This window comes from Novosphingobium mangrovi, assembly GCF_022818885.1.
GTDB classification, from domain to species: domain Bacteria; phylum Pseudomonadota; class Alphaproteobacteria; order Sphingomonadales; family Sphingomonadaceae; genus Novosphingobium; species Novosphingobium mangrovi.
Window position 1 is genome coordinate 438421 of the sequence record NZ_JALHAT010000003.1, and the last position, 18739, is coordinate 457159.

General features: G+C 64.5%; 20 protein-coding genes. 8 read left to right on the forward strand and 12 right to left on the reverse strand.

The window, feature by feature from the left end; translation table 11 throughout:
- The first annotated feature begins 11 nt into the window (after positions 1-11).
- From metG to MTR65_RS04370, 4 genes are read left to right on the forward strand one after another with little or no spacing between them, the layout of a single operon-like run.
- Positions 12-1583 (forward strand): methionine--tRNA ligase, encoded by a 1572-nt coding sequence (gene metG / locus MTR65_RS04355; protein ID WP_243797426.1) that lies wholly within the window; start codon positions 12-14, stop codon positions 1581-1583.
- A complete protein-coding gene (locus MTR65_RS04360) occupies positions 1583-2374 on the forward strand; it encodes a TatD family hydrolase (protein ID WP_243797429.1) in 792 nt (263 codons plus the stop codon). Before metG ends, MTR65_RS04360 begins: the two co-directional genes overlap by 1 nt.
- On the forward strand, positions 2371-3150 hold the full coding sequence (locus MTR65_RS04365) for an MBL fold metallo-hydrolase (protein ID WP_243797432.1): 780 nt from the start codon (positions 2371-2373) through the stop codon (positions 3148-3150). The genes MTR65_RS04360 and MTR65_RS04365 overlap by 4 nt, the downstream gene beginning before the upstream one ends.
- Positions 3147-3326 carry a hypothetical protein gene (locus MTR65_RS04370; protein WP_243797434.1) on the forward strand — a complete coding sequence of 60 codons (180 nt, stop codon included), beginning with the start codon at positions 3147-3149 and terminating at the stop codon, positions 3324-3326. Before MTR65_RS04365 ends, MTR65_RS04370 begins: the two co-directional genes overlap by 4 nt.
- A gap of 85 nt (positions 3327-3411) precedes the next feature.
- On the opposite strand, the gene MTR65_RS04375 is transcribed toward MTR65_RS04370, so the two are convergent.
- From MTR65_RS04375 to MTR65_RS04395, 5 genes are all read right to left on the reverse strand, one after another.
- The gene (locus MTR65_RS04375) at positions 3412-4974 is read right to left on the reverse strand and encodes a bifunctional aminoglycoside phosphotransferase/ATP-binding protein (RefSeq protein ID WP_243797437.1); all 1563 of its coding nucleotides are present in this window, start codon (positions 4972-4974) and stop codon (positions 3412-3414) included.
- A 44-nt stretch (positions 4975-5018) separates the two neighbouring features.
- On the reverse strand, positions 5019-5492 hold the full coding sequence (locus tag MTR65_RS04380; protein ID WP_243797440.1) for a (2Fe-2S)-binding protein: 474 nt from the start codon (positions 5490-5492) through the stop codon (positions 5019-5021).
- 14 nt (positions 5493-5506) lie between these two features.
- Positions 5507-7699 (reverse strand): xanthine dehydrogenase family protein molybdopterin-binding subunit, encoded by a 2193-nt coding sequence (locus MTR65_RS04385; RefSeq protein WP_243797542.1) that lies wholly within the window; start codon positions 7697-7699, stop codon positions 5507-5509.
- Between the two features lie 5 nt (positions 7700-7704).
- Positions 7705-8712 (reverse strand): formylglycine-generating enzyme family protein, encoded by a 1008-nt coding sequence (locus tag MTR65_RS04390; RefSeq protein WP_243797442.1) that lies wholly within the window; start codon positions 8710-8712, stop codon positions 7705-7707.
- Between the two features lie 68 nt (positions 8713-8780).
- Positions 8781-9074, reverse strand: coding sequence for a DUF1330 domain-containing protein (locus MTR65_RS04395; RefSeq protein WP_243797444.1), 294 nt, complete (start codon positions 9072-9074; stop codon positions 8781-8783).
- A 286-nt stretch (positions 9075-9360) separates the two neighbouring features.
- Here MTR65_RS04395 and MTR65_RS04400 point away from each other — a divergent pair, with 286 nt between their 5' ends.
- The 4 genes from MTR65_RS04400 to MTR65_RS04415 are packed head-to-tail and all read left to right on the forward strand — an operon-like array spanning position 9361 to position 12863.
- Positions 9361-10041 (forward strand): isochorismatase family protein, encoded by a 681-nt coding sequence (locus MTR65_RS04400; RefSeq protein WP_205466514.1) that lies wholly within the window; start codon positions 9361-9363, stop codon positions 10039-10041.
- Positions 10041-10937: a polysaccharide deacetylase family protein gene (locus tag MTR65_RS04405; RefSeq protein WP_243797447.1), complete on the forward strand. Its 897-nt coding sequence runs from the start codon at positions 10041-10043 to the stop codon at positions 10935-10937. The genes MTR65_RS04400 and MTR65_RS04405 overlap by 1 nt, the downstream gene beginning before the upstream one ends.
- A gap of 1 nt (position 10938) precedes the next feature.
- The gene (locus tag MTR65_RS04410) at positions 10939-11853 is read left to right on the forward strand and encodes a polysaccharide deacetylase family protein (protein WP_243797449.1); all 915 of its coding nucleotides are present in this window, start codon (positions 10939-10941) and stop codon (positions 11851-11853) included.
- Positions 11850-12863 carry a zinc-dependent alcohol dehydrogenase family protein gene (locus MTR65_RS04415; protein ID WP_243797452.1) on the forward strand — a complete coding sequence of 338 codons (1014 nt, stop codon included), beginning with the start codon at positions 11850-11852 and terminating at the stop codon, positions 12861-12863. Before MTR65_RS04410 ends, MTR65_RS04415 begins: the two co-directional genes overlap by 4 nt.
- A gap of 47 nt (positions 12864-12910) precedes the next feature.
- Here the strand turns inward: MTR65_RS04415 and MTR65_RS20225 are convergent, their stop codons facing one another.
- From MTR65_RS20225 to MTR65_RS04450, 7 genes are all read right to left on the reverse strand, one after another.
- Positions 12911-13648, reverse strand: coding sequence for a GntR family transcriptional regulator (locus MTR65_RS20225; RefSeq protein WP_243797454.1), 738 nt, complete (start codon positions 13646-13648; stop codon positions 12911-12913).
- 162 nt (positions 13649-13810) lie between these two features.
- On the reverse strand, positions 13811-14539 hold the full coding sequence (locus MTR65_RS04425) for a DUF3108 domain-containing protein (protein ID WP_243797456.1): 729 nt from the start codon (positions 14537-14539) through the stop codon (positions 13811-13813).
- 60 nt (positions 14540-14599) lie between these two features.
- On the reverse strand, positions 14600-15262 hold the full coding sequence (locus MTR65_RS04430; RefSeq protein ID WP_243797459.1) for a hypothetical protein: 663 nt from the start codon (positions 15260-15262) through the stop codon (positions 14600-14602).
- A gap of 1 nt (position 15263) precedes the next feature.
- Positions 15264-16154: a VOC family protein gene (locus MTR65_RS04435; RefSeq protein WP_243797462.1), complete on the reverse strand. Its 891-nt coding sequence runs from the start codon at positions 16152-16154 to the stop codon at positions 15264-15266.
- Positions 16155-16191: 37 nt separating this feature from the next.
- Complete coding sequence (locus MTR65_RS04440) at positions 16192-17574, reverse strand: MmgE/PrpD family protein (RefSeq protein ID WP_243797465.1); 1383 nt, start codon at positions 17572-17574, stop codon at positions 16192-16194.
- A gap of 1 nt (position 17575) precedes the next feature.
- Complete coding sequence (locus MTR65_RS04445; RefSeq protein ID WP_243797467.1) at positions 17576-18397, reverse strand: SDR family NAD(P)-dependent oxidoreductase; 822 nt, start codon at positions 18395-18397, stop codon at positions 17576-17578.
- Positions 18394-18702: an REDY-like protein HapK gene (locus MTR65_RS04450; RefSeq protein ID WP_243797469.1), complete on the reverse strand. Its 309-nt coding sequence runs from the start codon at positions 18700-18702 to the stop codon at positions 18394-18396. Before MTR65_RS04450 ends, MTR65_RS04445 begins: the two co-directional genes overlap by 4 nt.
- Positions 18703-18739 lie beyond the last annotated feature (37 nt).

Below are 18739 nucleotides of genomic sequence, written 5' to 3' on the forward strand. Positions count from 1 at the left end.
GTGACGCCGCCATGGGCGAGCCTTATTACATCACCACCGCCATTTCCTACCCCAACGGCAAGCCCCACATCGGCCACGCCTACGAGGCGATCGCCGCCGACGTGATTGCCCGTCATCGCAAGGCTGAAGGCTTTGATGTCCGTCTCCAGACGGGCACCGACGAGCACGGCCTCAAGATGATGCAGAAGGCCCGCGATCTCGGGACGACCCCCGCAGAACTTGCTACGGAAATGTCCGGATATTTCCGTGAGATGTGCGATGCTCTCAACGTCGATTATGACGTATTTATCCGTACCACAGAGCCGCGCCATCACGAGGCAACGCAGGAGCTGTGGCGCCGGATGGAGGCCAAGGGTGACCTCTACCTCGACCGCTACGAGGGCTGGTACTCGGTGCGCGACGAGGCCTATTACGACGAGAGTGAACTCGTCGAAGGGGACGGGGGCGCCAAGCTCTCTCCGCAGGGCACGCCGGTGGAATGGACCGTCGAGGAATCGTGGTTCTTCCGCCTGTCCAAGTATCAGGACAAGCTGCTCGAGCTCTACAACAGCGGCGACTTCATCCGCCCGGAAAGCCGCCGCAACGAGATCGCCCGCTTCGTCGAAGGTGGCCTTCGCGATCTCTCGATCTCCCGCACCAGCTTCGATTGGGGCGTGAAGGTACCCGGCTCCGACAACCACGTCATGTATGTCTGGGTCGATGCCCTGACCAACTACCTGACGGGCCTGGGTTTCCCGAACGAGGAAGGCGACTACGCGCGCTACTGGCCAGCGAGCCTGCACCTTATCGGCAAGGATATCGTGCGGTTCCACACGGTCTACTGGCCCGCCTTCCTGATGAGCGCGGACGTACCCGTGCCGCAGCAGGTCTTCGGCCACGGCTTCCTCTTGAACCGCGGCCAGAAGGAATCGAAGTCGGTCGGCAACGTGACCGATCCGATCGCGCTCGCCGAGACCTTCGGTGTCGATACGCTGCGCTATTTCTTCCTGCGCGAAGTGGCCTTCGGCCAAGACGGCTCGTGGTCGCCCGAGGCCATTGTCACGCGCTGCAACGCCGAGCTTGCCAACAGCTTCGGCAACCTGGCTCAGCGAAGTTTGTCCATGATTTTCAAAAACATGGGCGGCGAAATTAAGTCCGATTTGGAGCAATCCGAAGCGGACGCGGCGCTTTTCGAAGCGGTGGCATCGGGCATCGCCAGCATGCGCAAGGCCTTCATGGACCTTGCGTTCAGTGATGGTCTTGATGCCTGGATGAAGGCGGTCTTTGCCTGCAACCAGTATGTCGACGAACAGGCACCCTGGGCCCTGCGCAAGACCGATCCGGCACGCATGGAAGCCGTTCTGATGACGCTCTTCCAGGTCGTGCGCGATCTCGCCATTGCGGTCCGACCCGTGGTTCCCAGCGCCATCGACGCGCTGCTCGACCAGATGGGTGTCGCGCCCGATGCGCGCGGCTACGAGGCGCTCGAGAAGACCGACTGGTTCGCGGTTCTGGCGGCCTCGGACTATGCCGTTGAAAAGCCGCAGGGCGTGTTCCCGCGCCTCGAACTGCCCGACGATCAGGCTGAAGGTGACGCGGCCTGATGCTCATCGATTCCCACTGCCATCTCGAATACGAGGGCGTGGTCGAGGACCAGACCGGTGTTCTCGACCGCGCCCGTGCGGCCGGTATCAAGGGCTTCCTCAACATTTCCACCCGCCGCAGTGAGTGGGAGAGGGTGGTCGGAACGGCCGAGCGCGAGCCCGATGTCTGGGCCTCGGTCGGCATCCACCCGCATGAAGCCGACGCTCACGCCGACCTCGGCGCTTCAGCGCTTCTGGAAGCGGCCGCCCATCCGCGGGTGATCGCGATCGGTGAAACCGGGCTCGACTATTATTACGACAAGTCGGACCGTGAGGTGCAGCAGGACCTGTTCCGCACGCACATCGGCGTGGCGCGCGAGACGGGTCTGCCGATCATCATCCATACACGTGATGCTGAAGAGGACACCGCCCGCATCCTTCGCGAGGAGATGGAGAAGGGCGCATTCCCCGCGCTCATCCACTGCTTCACGGCCAGCGCCGGATTCGGCCGAACCGTTCTTGATCTGGGCCTCACGATCAGCCTTTCGGGGATCGTCACTTTCAAGAACGCGAAGGATCTTCAGGCGTTTGCGAAGGACGTGCCGTCGGACCGCCTGCTGGTGGAAACGGATTCCCCGTTCCTGGCGCCGATCCCGCACCGCGGCCGCAAGTGCGAACCGGCCTTCACGGCGGACACCGCGCGTTTCGTGGCGGATCTTCGCGGCGAGAGCCTCGAGGAACTGGGCGCGAATACCACGCGCAACTTCTTTGCCCTGTTCACCAAGGCGAGCCCGGTGGAGCAGGGGGCATGAAGGTCACCATCCTTGGCTGCGGCACCTCCACGGGGGTTCCGCGTCTGGGCGGTGAATTCGGCGCCGACTGGGGGCATTGTGACCCCAAGGATCCGAAAAACCGCCGCACCCGCGTTGCGATCCTGCTCGAGAGCGATGCGGGCAAGCGCATCCTCGTAGATACGCCCACCGATCTGCGCGCCCAGCTTCTGGCCAATGACGTCCATCGCCTTGATGCCGTTTTCTGGACCCACGATCACGCCGATCATTGCCACGGCATCGATGACCTTCGTCCGCTGCGCTATGGCCGGGCCGGTCCGATTTCCGGCTTTGCCGCCTCCGAAACCGTGCGCCGCCTGCGCCAGCGCTTCGGGTACGTCTTTGCAGGCCAGTACGGGTATCCAACGCTCGTCTCGCTGGAGAACCTCGACAACCTGAGGCTGTGCGAAGGCTATCGCGTGGAGCATACACAGATGCCGCATGGCCCGGCACAGTCGACGGGATTCCGTTTCGATTGTGACGGAAAATCAGTTTGTTACATGACGGACTTCAGTGAAATTACGAGGGACATGGTGGACCTTTGTGAAGACGCCGATCTCCTTGTCGTGGACTGCCTGCGGCGTGATCCGCATCCCACGCACGCGCATCTGGGCATGTCGCTGGAGCTCGCTGATCGGGCCGGGGTCGGTCGCACCGTGCTGACGCATCTCGACAAGAGCATGGACTACGCCACGCTTTCGGGCGAAGTGCCCGAAGGTGTCGAAGTCGCCTACGACGGCATGGTGATCGCGCCGTGAACCTGATGGCGACCCTGGCGTCCATCGTGGCCATCGGGTGCTGTCTGCTGCTTGTCAGTCAGCACTCGGGGTTGCGGGAGTTGGGGCCTGCGCGTTTCATCCGTCTGGCGCTGATCTGGGCCGTCCTGATCGTTGGTCTGGTTCTCGTGATTCAGGTACTTAATAGCGGGGCATGAGCGCCGGGATGAGCCCAGCAGTTCAGCCTTTGCTCTCAATATAATTTAACATAATATATATTATCTATCTTGGCGTGTCGCCGGATCAAAGAGCCCTTCGCGCCGCTTCTGCCACATCCAGCGGTGAGCCTTCCGCGCAAACGCTACGCCATTCCCTCAGATCGCCCGGATCCGTGTCAAGCTGGCGTTCTAGCACCTCGACATTCGCGTCCGAGGCATCGTTGATGCGCTGTTCGACACGAGTGCGAAGGACTTCGCGTGATGCCTCAAGCCACAGGCCATCAAATGGCACACCGACCTTGTCCGCGAGTTCGACCAGCGTCTGGCGTTCACTTGCGCGAGCGAAGACACCGTCGACGATGACGCTGCTTCCGGCGCGCAAGGTCTGTTCGGCCAGGCTCAGGAGCCCGGCATAGACGGCGTCGGAATTTGCCCGGCTGTAAGCCGATTCTGGCAGACGGGTCTCGGGCGCGACACCGGCCAATTTCTTGCGCAGGACATCGGTACGCAGCCAGCGCGCACCGGGTACGGCTCCCAATTCCGAAGCAAGGTGCGCTGCAAGCGTCGATTTTCCCGTGCCGGAGAAACCACCCACCGCAACGAGACGAGCCAGTGACGGTTTCAGGAAATCCCGGGCTGCCGCCAGATAGCTCCTGGCCTCCTGTTGAAGCGCGAGCCCCCTCTCCTGGTCACGCGCCTGCGTTGATTGTGTTGCCAGCACGTGCGCACGTACGGCCGCGCGCATTGAAAGAAACAAGGGGAACAAGGCCGGCGCCTCCGCGTCCATCTCCACCCGATCAAGATAGCGATTGGTCAGAAGCGAGGCGAGCTCGTGACGGCCCCGATGCCAGAGGTCCATGACCGCGAAGGCAAGGTCGTACAGCACGTCACTGATCGCGAATTCGTCATTGAATTCAAGGCAGTCAAACGGTGTCGGGCGCCCTTCCCACACGCAGATGTTGCCAAGATGGAGGTCACCGTGGCCATGCCGTACCCAACCTTTGGCGGCGCGGGCGCGCAGGATCGGGCTTACCCGCTCGAGCTCCGCAAGGCTCTCGTCCAGCCAGCTTGCGCAAGCCTCAGGATCGAGAACTTCCGTGCCTGTGGCCGCCATGCTCTGCCGATTGCCCTCGATCACCCGGCGCACACGGCTGACGCCGTCATCCTCTACCGGATGGGCGTCATGTTGATGAAAACGGGCGATGGTGTCGGCAAGGTCGCGAACCATCAGAGGTGCGAGCCGCCCTTCCCTCGCCATAGTTGCCAGCAAATCGCGATCCTGGAAACGACGCATGACGACGACCCAATCGAGAACTTCGGGACCACTTTGCAAGGCTGTCCCGAATGCCAGGCTTGCGTCGGCGCGCTCCACGATCGGCAGAACGTCGAGGTAGAGGGCTGGCGCGGTACGGCGGTTCAACTCCAACTCACGCAGGCACACCGCGTGGCGCTTCTCCAGGGTCGAGAAGTCGAGGTAGGAGAAACGCACGGCACGTTTGAGCTTGTAGGCCCTGTCCGAAGCGAGGAACACGCTGGCACCGTGCGTGTCCACGCGCTCGACCGGCTCGCCATGCGTCGCTGGATCGGCGAGGAAGGCCAGCACGCGGGCCTGCGGATCACGCGACTTGTCGGCGTTGGAAGTATCCATGCTCGAATGATGGCATAGGCCCACGGCTTACGCCATGTCCCAGATCAAGGTGCGCGCATGACCTCTGCCGCCTTGAGAATGGCCCGCTCGATGCGCGGATAGGTGCCGCAGCGGCACAGATTGGTGATGCTGGCCCGGACCGTCTCTGCGTCAGGCTCGGGCGTTTCGGCAAGGAAAGCGGCGGCGGCCATGATCATGCCGCTCTGGCAATAGCCGCACTGGGGCACCTGCTCCTCGAGCCAGGCCTGCTGGAGCGGGTGCAAGGCATCCTCTTCGTCCGGGCCTGACAGGGACTCGATGGTGGAGATGGCCTGACCTTCCTCCACGGCGGCAAGCGGCATCTGGCAGCTGCGCACGGCCATGCCGTCGATATGGACCGTGCAGGCCCCGCACATGCCGATGCCGCAGCCGTACTTGGTGCCGGGAAGATCGAGATCCTCGCGCAGAACCCAGAGCAGTGGTGTGTCCTCTTCCACCTCGACCGTTCGCCGAGCGCCGTTTACGAGCAGGCTTTTCATCGTGATAGCGTCCTTCAGATCGTGAGTGTGCGGGAGATGGGGAGCGCGCGGATGCGGGGCCCTCCAGCATCGACAATGGCGTTGGCAAGCGCGGGCGCGACGGCAGGCGTTGAAGCCTCACCGACATTCCCGGGCTGGTCACTGCCGGGCATGAGCGCGACCTCGATTGGGGGCACGTCCATCATCATCGGCAGGCGATAGTCGGAGAAGTTCCGCGCCGTGGGCGCGCCGTCGGCAAAGTGGACCTCGCCCCACAGGGCGGCCTGGAGGCCAAAGACAATGCCGCCGCTGACCTGTCCCTCCACGCTGACCGGATCGATCATGAGCCCGCAGTCGCACGCGCAGGCAATTCGCGTGAGGCTGAGGTTGTCCCCCGAAAGCGCAACCTCGATGCCGACCGCGCAGAAATTGGCTTCGGTATAGGCCAGCGCGATGCCGCGTCCGGTGCCCTTGGGCCTTGGCGCATCGAGGCCGATCATCTGAGCCGCACGGGTGAGGACAGGCGTAATTCGCGGATGCCCATCCAGAAGACGCAGGCGCAGCTGCAACGGGTCCTGGCCGGTTTCCTGTGCGATCTCGTCGATGAAGCTCTCCATGAAGAAGCTGTTCTGCGAGAGCGAGACCGAACGCCAGAAGCCAACCGGTACGCCCATGTCGACGCGGTGGCTTTCCGCATAGCGCAGGGGCTCTGCATAGGCCTCGTAGACCAGCTTGCCCGCGCTCATCGGGTCGGCCATGTCGCCCAGGATATCGCCGCGACCGTGGTAGGCCATGATCGACTGTCCGGCGACCGCGGACTTCAGAGCGGCAACGCGCCCGTCCTTCGCCAGGGCAGCCCGTGAGCGGGCGATGAAGGCCGGGCGATACTGGTCGAACGTCATGTCCTGCTCGCGCGGCCAGATCGTCTTGACCAGCTGGCCTGGCACGCCCTTGGCGGCCTCGATGGCAACGCCAACGAAGTCGGTCCCCCACTTGCGGCCAAAACCGCCGCCCACATAAGTCAGTTCGACCCGTACGTCTTCAAGCGGCAAGCCCGAGAGCTTGGCGCCCAGCGTGCGGGCGCTTTCCGGGTCCTGCAGCGGGCCGCGCACGAAGAGGCTGGTATCATCCATGCGCGCGGCACAGCAGATCGGCTCGAGCGTCGCGTGCGCCAGGAACGGCACCTCGTACTCGGCTTCGAGCACGCGGTCGGCCTGTGCGAACGCCGCCTCGACCGCGGGCTTGTCCGGCATGATCGGACGGCCGGGGAAGCCGCTGCCTTTCTCGAACTCGGGAAAGACCCGGGGCTCTATCGTGGTAAATGCCTCGCGCAGACGCGAGCGGATGGTGTCATCGTCGAGCCCGGCAATGGGGGATGACGTGACCGTCAGAGTAATGGCCTCGGCCGCGGTCTTTGCCCTCCAGAAACGGTCGGCCACGACCACGACGCCTCCGGTCACCGGCACCACGGCGCGCACGCCCGGACGAGACTCGGCATCGTCCACGCCGGCAAAATCGAAAGTCGCTTCCGGGTGCGGGGCAAGCACGGGCACACCGACAAACATGCCCTCCTCGCGCACGTCGATGCCGAATTCCGCGTTTCCGTTGACCTTGGGGAGAAGATCCTTGCGTACGCTCGTACCACCGATGATCCGGAACTCGGAAACCGGCTTGAGAGGAACTTCGGCGGGGACAGGCAGCGCCGAGGCTGCGCGCGCAACATCGCCAAAGCCGAGTGTGCGGCCGCTTGCGGAATGGGAGATGGTACCGCCCGATACAACGAGTTCGCCTTCGTCAGCGCCCAGGCGCTGCGCAGCAGCGCGCGTGAGCATGATCCGGGTCGCTGCGCCCAGCGTTCGCATCGCGGTGTAATAGCCCATGACCGAGGTGCTGTTGGCCGTCATTTGTTTGCGCGAGAAAGGATTGGCGAAGGCCGGATCGGCCCAGGGCAGGTCCACTTCGAGAGCCGCCCAGTCGCATTCCAGTTCCTCGGCGACCATGCGGGCAAGCGCTTCCTGCGTGCCCTGCCCCAGTTCGGAGGACGGCACGATCAGACGGACGAGGCCCGCCGCATCAATGCTGAGCATGGCGCCAAAGCGGGCCTTGTCGGGGGCGTGCGCCGCCTCGGCGGCGCGCCCTTCCCGCGGGATGCCCAGCACGAAGCTCGCCGCAGCAAGGCCAAGCGCGCCTGCAAAGCCACGGCGCGACAGATTGAGAATGGCGGGCATGGCCGTCACTGGATGTCTCCCTCGATATCGCGCGCCACGCGCAAGCCAAAGATCCAGGTAACCTGATCCACCGGATCGCGCCCACGCCAGGACACGCGGTTGCGGAACGGTGTGCTGATCCAGCTGCCGCCGCGCACCGCCCGCAAGGGACATTCCTCGGCATCGACGTAAGGCCGACCATCGCGCGCCGCAGCGCTGGGATAAGGCGCCGCGTAGCAGTCCTGGGTCCACTCCCAGACATTGCCGATCATATCGTGGAGCCCGAAGGCGTTGGGCGCGTAGCTGCCCACAGGGGCGGCCCCGCCGTGCCCATCGTGGCAGGCGGCACGGGGCAAGGCTGTGCTGTCGCCATCCGCTTGGCCGCCAAAGACCGGGATCATACCACTGGCGGCGCCGTCCTCGTCGAGCATGTTGGCCTGGCGGCATCCCTCGTCAGGGCTCTGGCCCCAAGGGTAGTCTTCCTGCGAGCCGGCGCGGGCCGCATATTCCCACTCGGCCTCGCTCGGCAGACGGTAATGTGCGCCGGTGCGCGCGCTCAGCCAGGAGAGATAGGCCTGCGCATCGTTCCAGGAAATGCACACGACCGGCATTTGCGGGGCTCCGTCACCGGCGCCAAGGCCCGGGTGACGAAAATCGGCCGTGGGCGTCTTGGCCACGGTCCCGCGCTCGGCATTGAGCGAGCGGCAATCGGCGGAAGGGATATGTCCGGTCTCCTCTACGAAGAGAGCATACTCCTGGTTGGAGACCTCGAACCGGCCGAGCGCGTAGGGACGCGCAAGCGCGATCTCACGGACCGGGCCTTCGGGGCGTCCTTCCTCGCCGGCATCGGCACCCATCCGGAAACGTCCCGGAGCAATCGCAACCATCTGCGGGCACCCTTGCGCGCAGTCGGTGAAAACCTCGCCCGCCTGGCGCGGCTGCGCAGGTGTAGCCTTGGCCATTCCACCACCACCCATCACGGTCCCCAGGATAAGGAGCGCTGCAGCCCCCTGCTGCACACGACCTGCCCTCATGCGATAAAACTCCCCCTCCCGGACAGGGCCGCACCTATCTGCGGCCTCTGCCCCACATTTCGTCCCGATCAGGCGCCGACGAGCGTGACCGACACCTCGGCCAGCCCTTCGCGCAGCTTCTTGGCTTCGGCGTATTCGGGCGAGTTCCAGAAGGCGAGCGCGGCCTCGCGGTCCTTCCACTGGGTGACCACGACCGAAGCGCCGTCTTCGCCCGGACCTTCGAGCACGGTGCCGCCGGGGCCACGGATGATGTATTCGCCGCCGTACTGCGCCTGGATCTTGGCGGCCGCCTGCGGATAGCCCGAGGCCATGAAAGCATCGCGGTCGGGGACGCGGGCGGTGACGATGAGCCATGCGGCCATGTGGATATACTCCCTTTTTTCGGTTTCGCTTAGCCGCAGTGATCCCCTTCACTTCGGGTTTTGGAAACAGGGTGCTTGTGGCGCTATCCGCAGGGCGGATGAATTGCTCCGGCTTTCCCCATCGCCCGGCAAACCATCGACATTGCGCGACGGTAGCGCGAATATGACCTAGAACTATATCTTTTAGTCGGATAGGTCTCCCCCATCGGTGCATTGTCGCCGCCGCGCGCTGCGCTTCCTTGCGAAGCGGGAGCCCCCACAAGTTGCGAAAAGAGGTAAGATCCAGATGAGCATCGTCGGCACCAAGATGGTCAGCGACGGCAAGACCGCCCGCCAGATCTTCGAGGAAGTCATCGCCAACCCCACCCGCGCGAAGTTCGGCTTCGGCGAGAAGCTGGCGATCGTGAACGTGGACTTCCAGAACGCCTATACCCGTATCGACGAGTTCAAGACGGCGTACGAGACCGATCCGCGCCAGATCGAGTACACCAACACGATCTCGCGCCTTGCCCGCGAAAAGGGCATGCCCGTGATCTGGACCCACGTCGCCTACGCCGAGGACGCGAGCGATGCCGGCGTCTGGGGCACGCGCACCGACACTCCGGACTCGCTCCAGAACATCAAGTACGATTCGCGCCGTCATGCGTTCGATGATCGCTGCGAGATCGATCCGGCCGACATGATCTACACCAAGCGCATGCCGTCCGCCTTCTTCGAGACGCCGTTGCAGAGCCTGCTTGTCTGGCACAAGGTCGACACGGTCATCGTCACCGGCGGTTCGACCTCGGGCTGCATCCGCGCGACGGCCGTCGACAGCCTCAGCCGCGGCTACCGCACCATCGTCCCGATCGAGACCTGCGCGGACAAGCACGAGAGCTACCACTTCGCCAATCTCACCGACCTGCACCTCAAGTACGCCGACGTAGAGCCGGTGCAGACCGTGATCGACTGGCTGGAGGCGAAGTAATGAACGAGGGCGAAAAGGACCCTGGCCTCTACGACTTCGCGCCCTATCGCGGGCGCAAGCCGTTTGCCTGGCCGGGCGACAAGAAGGTCGCGGTCTGGATCTCGCCGAACCTCGAGTTCTACGAGATCGACCCGCCGACCAACCCGCACCGCAAGTCCTGGGCGATGCCCCACCCCGACGTCGTGCGCCAGTCGCACCGCGACCACGCCAACCGCGTCAGCCACTGGCGCATGGCCGAAGTCATGTCCAAGCACGGCTTCCCCGGCTCGGTCAGCCTCTCGGTTGCGTTGTGCCAGCACCATCCCAACGTGGTCGAGGATGCCAACCAGCGGGGCTGGGAGTTCTTCAGCCACGGCATCTACAACACCCGCTATTCCTACGGGATGGACGAGGCGCAGGAACGCGCGATCATCGAGGATTCGATCAAGACCGTGCGCGATGCGACCGGCCAGACGATCCGCGGATGGCTGGCGCCCGCTCTCACCCATACTCCGCGTACGCTGGACCTCATCGCCGAGTATGGTCTCGACTATACCTGTGACCTGTATCACGACGATCAGCCGCAGCGCGTGAAGACGAAGACCGGCGACCTGATCTCGATGCCCTACAGCCTCGAGGTCAACGACCACTACGGCTTCTTCGTCTACAACATGAGCCCGCGCGAATACGCCGACACGCTGATCCGCCAGTACGAGCGCCTTGCCGCCGAGCCTTCAGGCACGGTCATGTGCATTCCGCTTCACTCCTATCTCATCGGCCAGCCTCACCGCATCGGTCCCTTTGAGGACGTCCTGAAGCACATCGCTGCCGATGCCGGAGACGGTGGACGCGCGTGGATCACGCGCTCGGGCGACATTGCCGATGCCTGGCGCGCCATTCACACGAAGGAGGCGTAAGATGAGCCTCGATCCCGAATACCTCGAATACCCCAAGCGCGGCCTTGGCTACGATCACGACCTCTTCCCCTATTCGGTGATGGAGGAGCGCAAGCCCCTCGCCTGGCCCGAGGGCAAGAGCGTCGCGACCTGGATGGTGGTGAGCCTCGAATGGTTCCCGATCACGCCGGAAAGCACGCCCTTCAAGGCGCCCGGCCACATGCAGACCGCCTACCCCGACTATCGCCACTACACCGCGCGCGAATACGGCACGCGGGTGGGCTTCTACCGCCTGCTCGACGCCTTTGCGAAGGCGGACGTGAAGGTCTCGGTCGCGGCCAATGCGGCGATTGCGCAGCGCTATCCCAGCGTCATCCGCGATATCGTCGATGCAGGGCATGAGATCATCGCCCATTCGAGCGACATGAACGGCACCATCGCCTCCACCCTGCCCGTCGAGGACGAGCGCAAGCTCATCACCGAGAGCGTCGCGATCCTTTCCGACGTGGCCGGGGTCAAGCCGCGCGGGTGGCATTCGATTGCCCGCCAGCAGAGCTTTGCGACGATGGACCTGCTCAAGGAAGCGGGCATCGAGTACTGCTGCGACTGGGTCAACGACGAGCTTCCCTACGTCTTCAACAACGGCGTCGTGAACATCCCGCTCAACCATGAACTGTCGGACCGCCAGATCATCAACGTGCAGCAGCAGTCGGCCGACAGCTACGCGCAGCAGATGCTCGACGCGCACGACTGGCTGAGCGCCGAGGCCAAGGTCCATGGCGGGCGCATGCTGCCCATGCACCTCACGCCCTACATCATCGGCCTCCCCTACCGCATGGATGCCTTCGAGAAGCTGCTGGGCGATCTCAAGGCGCGTGAGGGCACGTGGTTCGCACGGGGCTGCGACATTCTCGACCAGTTCAGGAGCCAGATGTGAAAGCTTACGTCCTAGGAACGCAGGAAGGTATTTCCTCGCTGACGCTCACCGAGCGCCCCGATCCGGTCGCAGGCCCCGGCGAGGCGGTGCTCAAGGTGCGCCTTGCCTGCCTCAACAACCGTGACATCCAGATCCTTGAAGGGCGCTACGGTGCGAAGAAGGCGGAGGACCGCATTCCTCTCGCCGAGGGACTCGGCGAAGTCGTCTCGGTGGGTGACGGTGTCACGCAGGTTGCCGTGGGCGACCGCGCGGTGTGCCCGCACTTCGTCGCCTGGCACGACGGCCCGTTCGACATGAGCTACTTCGGCAAGGACCTGGGTACCTTTACCGATGGCTGGGCCGCCGAGTACATCAAGGTGCCGGCAGGCGCCCTCGTCAAGGTCCCTGAGGGCCTCTCCGATGAAGCCGCCGCCCCGCTTGCCGCCGCCACGCTGACGGCCTGGCACGCGGTGTCGGTGATTGGCGAGGTCAAGGCGGGCGATCTTGTCCTCGCGCTGGGCACCGGCGGGGTCTCGATGGCCGCGCTGCAGATCGCCAAGGCCAACGGCGCCTTCGTCGCGATTACCTCGTCGAGCGATGAGAAGCTCGAAGAGGCGCGCAAGATGGGCGCCGACTACACCGTGAACTACCGCACCCACGCTGATTGGGCCGCCGAACTGCTCAAGCAGACCGGCGGACGCGGCGCGGACATCATCGCCGAGACCGGCGGCCAGCACACCCTACCCCAGTCGATCAACGCGGCAGCCTGCAACGCACGCGTCGTCCTGATCGGTGTCGGCAGCGCCGATGGCCCGCTGCCCAACTACGGCGCGATCATCGGCAAGAACCTTGTCATCAAGGGCATTGCCTCGGGCAGCCGCGGGATGCTGGTGAACCTGCTGCGCGCAATGGACGCGAACGGCTTTGCGCCGGTCGTCGACAAGACCTTCGCCTTCGAGGACATGGCAGAGGCTCTGGAATACCTGAAGTCCGGGGGACATCAGGGCAAGGTGATGGTCAAGGTCTCCTGACCTGACGCATCCCGGAAGGGAACCTTCGACGGCTCCGGTGCCCCATCTTACTGGGTGCCGGGGCCGTTCAGGTCCATGCGGATGTGGAAACGATCCGCGCGGTAGTGCGCGTAGGTAAGCATGAACGGCCGGTCGTCCGCGTCGTAGGACACACGCGTGATACGCAGGATCGGCGAGTTCAGTTCGACGCCCATCGCATCGAGCATTTCGCCGAAAGCCAGAACGGCGTTGATGATCTGCTCGGCGTGGCGCAAGTGGACGCCAACGGGCTCCAGCAGTTTCAGGATCGGCGCCTTCTCCAGCCCTTCGCGGGTGACGTAAGGCTCCAGATCCTCGGGCACATAGCTCACGATGAAGCCAATATTGACGCCGTCGACCGCGCGCACGCGCACGATGCGTACGACCGGCGTGCCCGGATCGACCTGCAGACTGGCCGCAGCACGCGCAGGCGCCGGGACCTTCTCGACGGTCAGGACCTTGATCTCGCTCCCCTCGCCCATGGCCAGGAGCGATCCGTAGGCCTGGTCGATATTTGCCTCGATGGGCTTGGACGGCGACTTGAAGATGACGCGCGTGCCGACGCGGCGCTTGCGCTCAACGTAGTTCTGCTCGGCAAGGTCGTTGAGGACACGGCGCGCGGTGATGCGCGAGACATCGTACGTCTCGGCCAATTCCTGCTCGGTCGGCATCGCGCTCCCGAAGGGGCGCTGGCCCGAGAGAATCTCATCGCGCAGGAAGAGGTAGATCTGGTGATAGAGGGGAACTGCCCCTTCGCGATCAAGCACGTTCTGACTTGCCCCTGTGCAAGGCCCCCTCACCCCTGCACGAATTCGTGCGGAAGCGACGCAGCGTAAACCGTAAATTTCGCGCTCGTCAGGGGCTTAGTCAACCCGTCCCGGCACGCTGTCCCCTGAGACCTCGCGTGCCGGAACGGATCGGACGCGCGCTTAGCGTTCGAGTTCGACCAGTTCGTACCAGGTCTGCATGTAGCCGCCGACGCCGCCCTGGACGAAGATCGCGTCCTCATCGGCCGTCACCCACATCTCATAGGGCGGGTGCGCTTCGCCCGAGACGCCGACCATGTCGCCGTCATCGTCGGTGAACTGGAACTTGTGGCATTCGAAAGTGCCTGCGGGCACGGTCACCGTCTCGTCGCCGACATAGCCCAGCTGAAGCGTCGTCTCGGCGATCAGCGGCGGTGTGGCGCCACGGTGGTCGGGCGACGGCAGGAAGCAGCGGAACGGACGGCTATGAAAGCCCTTCGAGCGGTCGATCTTGCGGGTGATGTAGGCATCCGCGACGATGGGGTGCGTCCCGAAGCCGTCGAACGCGCCGCCGATCTTCTTCGACTGCGAGACACGCCCGATCGAGGGCCCATAGCTTTCACACTCGATGGTGTCCTCGCCGATGATGAAGAGACCCGCCCCCATGAACTCGTCGCCTACCGTGAGGCGCACGAGGCAGTCCATCGGACGGTCGTTCTCATCGAGGCTATAGGTGATGTCACGCATGACCGTGGGATTGGGCTCGTCGATCTCGCAGTGCGCGCGCAGGGTCTTCTTGCCGTCCGAGTGGTGGGTCCACATGAAGGTTTCGCGGCCACGGTCGGCCCCTTCACGACCTTCCTTGCGCGAGGTGTACTGGATCTTGCCGGTAATGGTGCGATGCTTCTGCAAAATCGGCTCCTGTGTTCTTGGAAGATGGATCGGTTGGATCAGTGGAAACTCAGCGCACGCTCACAACGGGGTGGCGATGCCGAGGAACGAGGCGATGAGGACGGCGGCCCAGAGCGTCATCACGGTGGGCTGCGTCACGGCCAGAACACCCGCGATGGTCTTGTCGCCTTCGGGGCTTGCGCCGTTCTTGGCGAGATCGACGATGGCCGGGATCAGCGGCACCAGCTGGCGCCGCACGAGCAGGCCAATGAAGATGCAGAAGGCCAGCACCAGCAGCTTGAGCGCGATGAAGAGCGGCAGCGTGACGGCGCCGACAAGCCCGGCAACACCGCCTGCGACGAGCGCGGCGAGGACGATATAGCGAATGGCAAGGTCGATCTGCTTGTAGGTCTTGCCCGCAGGCCCATGGAGGATGTGAACCGCCCAGGCGAGCGCGAGCCAGGCCAGCCCTGCCACCCACACGCCGGTCACCGCCAGGCCCGACACGGCAAGCCAGCCTTTCATCGCGGCCAGTGTGAAGCCGGTGGGAAAGGCCAGGATCAGCGCGGTGCGCGGGGCCATGTCGATGTTGTTGAGGATGTGCAGCGCGAGCAGGCGCTCGGGCACGGTCCGCTTGGGATCGACAAGGAAGCGCGAGGAATAGAACGCGCCAAGGTCACCACCCAGCCAGTAGATCGGGATCAGCAGGTGCAGCAGGGTGAGAAGTGCAAGAGTATGGTCCATCTCAGATCGAGCCCCCTTCGATCACTTCGAGAAGCGCGCCTTCGGGCGTCAGCAGAATGCCCGTGCGCTTGCCAGCATAGAGCGGCCCTTCACGCACCACCGGCGCGCTGGCCCAGTGGCCTTCAAGGCGCGCGAAGTCGGGGTGCAGCATGGTCGTGATGGCAACGCCGGGTGGAAGGTCGCCCGCGTGCTTTTCGCGCACGGTCGCCTCGGCCGGATACTGGTCGATCTCGAGGAAGGTCTGGCCCGCGCCGCGTGCGGTCACGATGGCCGTCTTGGTCTCGGGATCGAGGTCGAAAGCCTGGTTGATCATCGAATAGCGGATCGGGACCGGATCGATCACGGGAAGGCCCAGTACGTCCTCCACCCACTTCACGCTCGCGGGCAGATCGTGGCTGGCCAGCACCATGATGAAGGGACGGTCAACCAGCGAGGTCGGCTGCGGAAGGCCGTTTTCCTCTCCCGGTTGCAGGATCTGCGTCAGATAGACGATCTCCTGGTCATCGCCCTTGACCTGCATTGGCTTGACCGTGGCAAAGCCGTCGAGGTCCTTGGGCGGACCGATGATCTCGAAGGGGCTCTCCTCCATGCGGGCGTTCACCGCCATGACGTCGCGCACGCAGATCTCGGTCGCGGCCCAGCCATAGGTGCGGATCGGCGCATAGGAGGCAACCGGAGCACCTTCCACGAAGCGCAGGAACACCTCTTCGCCGGAGGCAGGTTGCAGCAGCGCATAGGGACGTCCGGCCGAGGCCGGGGCCTGCCAGGCGGCGGCAAGATCTTCGGGCACGGCGCCTTCATCGACGACGCGGTAATCCATCCATCGGGCGTAGCGCTCGCTCGATGCGGCCACGTCGGCAACGACCAGGGTTGCGCACTTGAGTAGGGTCATCGGGTGTCCTGCTTTGGGATAGAGAGGAAGAGAGGGCTCAGCCCATCACGCCCGTGGCGCGAAGGGTGGCCATGGCGTCGGGCGCCGCGGCGAAGGTGTCGATGGCGTCGGCAAGGGCGGCATGGAAGTTACCCAACCCTGCAAAGTCGAGGCAGCCTTGCGCCTTCTCCATGTGCTGCTCGCGCGAGAGCGGCCATTGGGGCGAACCGAACTGGGCCTCAACATCCTGTACCAGCGTGCGGCCGTCGGCGGTGCGGGCAATGGCCCGCGCCGGGGCAAAGGCGGCCATGTCGGGATTGTCGTTGGCGATCACCGTGATCTTTCCCGCAAGGGCATGAACTTCAGGATCGTCGAGCGAGGCGCGCTGGAAATCACCCAGCGCCACCTTGCCGCGCAGCAAGGTCACGGCCGCAAGGTACTGCATGCACAGCCGTGCGTAGCCCGGCTCCATGTCCGCTTTGGCCGGTCGCCCGACAAGGCGATGGATGAGCGGAGGCGCATGGTATTCGAGGCTCTTCAGGTTGGCGGCGGAGAGGCCCTGCCCGGCCATCAGGTCCTGCACGGCAACGATCCCGCCATGCCCGGCCCGTCCGGTCGGGAACGGCTTCCAGCTCACCTCGGTGATGCGGTGCCCCTGCCCCAGCCTGGCGAGCGCGGGCGCAAGCGCCTCGCGCTTTTCCATCAGCGCGAAATAGCCAAAGGGGCCGTCGAGTGGATGGGCAACGCCAGGCATTCCCGCGCGCGCGAGGTCCACCGCAACGAGCGCATTGCGTGCCGCATTGGCGACCTGCACCGGCAGCGCGGGCTTGCCCTCGACATGCGCCTGCATCGTGCCCGAGGTCAACGCCAGTGCATGGCCGAAGGCATCGAGTGCCTCGTCGCGGGACATACGGCGCATCCGCGCGATACCCGCCACGCAGCCGAAGATTCCCGCGGTCGCCGGGCGGAAGAAGGTGAGCGCATCGGGCGCCGCGATCCCGATGGTCACCGAGACATCGACCGCGGCGACAATCGCCGCGAGAAAGTCCTCGGCGCGCACCGGATCACCGCGCTCGGCCTCGGCCAGAAGCGCGGCCAGAGCGGTCGCCATTGGGTGCAGCACGGCCGGTTCATGGACGCAGTCGTATTCCTGCCCATGGATCTGGAAGCCATTGACGAAGGCCGCCGACGCTGCAGGCAATCGGACACCGGGGCGTCCCAGCACCGAGGCCGCGCCGCCCTCTCCCCAGCCCTGCGCCATGGCAAAGACGCCATCGGCATGGGCTGCGTTGCGGCCTGCAATGCCTACGGCCAGACTGTCGTGCAGGAAGGTCCGCGCCCGCTCCTGCGCGTCGGCCGGGATGGTTTCCCACTCGAGCGCCAGCGCATGATCGATAAGGACGTGCGCGGGATTTTCGGTCTGCTTGGCCCCGGTAGTCATCTCAGTGCGGCTCCTCGCCGCCCGAGACGTTCATGCTCTCGCCGGTGATGTAGATCGCCTCGTCCGAGCACAGGAAGGCGATGGCCGACGCAGTATCCTGCGGCAGGCCCGGACGGCCCATCGGAATACGCGCAGCCATGCGCTTGAGGTACTCCTCGACGCTGATCCCCTGCACCTCGGCAAAGTGCTCATTCTGCCATTTGCCAAGGCCCGTGGTGACGTGGTTCGGGCACACGTTGTTGACGGTGATGCCTTCCGGGCCAAGCTCGATCGAGGCCGAACGGACAAGGCCGACCAGAGCGTGCTTGGACGAGCTGTACGCCTGGGCATGGGGAAAGCCCGACTTTGCGGCCTGGCTGGCGACGTTGATGATACGCCCGCCCTTGCCAGCTGCAATCATGCGCTTGGCCGCGGCCTGAAGGCCGAACCAGGCGCCATTGAGATTGACGTCGATCACCGCGCGCCAGTCGTCCACGGACACGTCGACCAGCGGCTTCATGATGTAGCCGATGCCAGCGTTGTTCACCCAGATATCAAGTGAGCCGAAGGTCTCGACTGCGTGATCGGCCAGCGCCTCGACCTGTGCGGGATCACGCACGTCGCAGGCGAAGGTCGTAGCCTCGCTCGGCATGGCGTCGGCAATGCGCTTCATCTCGTCCGTGCTGCCGATCATGGCGTCGGGCGTCGAGGCATCGCGCGAGGTGCCGATGTCCGAGATGACGACCTTGGCGCCCTCTTCCGACAGACGACGGGCAATCGCTTCGCCCAGACCACCCTCGCGGCCCGAGCCGGTAACAACGGCGACCTTGCCGGCAAACCTCATGCCACCAGCTCCTCGGTCATCACGAAGGTGACATCGACCATGCCCTGGAAGGTGGCGGCAACCTCCTGCATGATTTCGCTCTGCGCGTCGGCGGCGAACTGCTCCATGTCGTTGACGTCGAGAACTTCGATATATCCGAAGGGCGGCTTTTCATCCGAGCCCAGAACCGAGGTTGATCGGTACACGCGAAAGCTGTCGATCGACTTGAGGGAATTGGCGGTGGGAAGGTCGGTTTCCCGCGCCCAAGCTTCGTATTCCTCCACCGAGACACCCGATTTCAGGTTGAATACGGCGAAAATGATCATCCGGTTTCCCCTTGGTCTTGCATGTCGCCTCGGCACA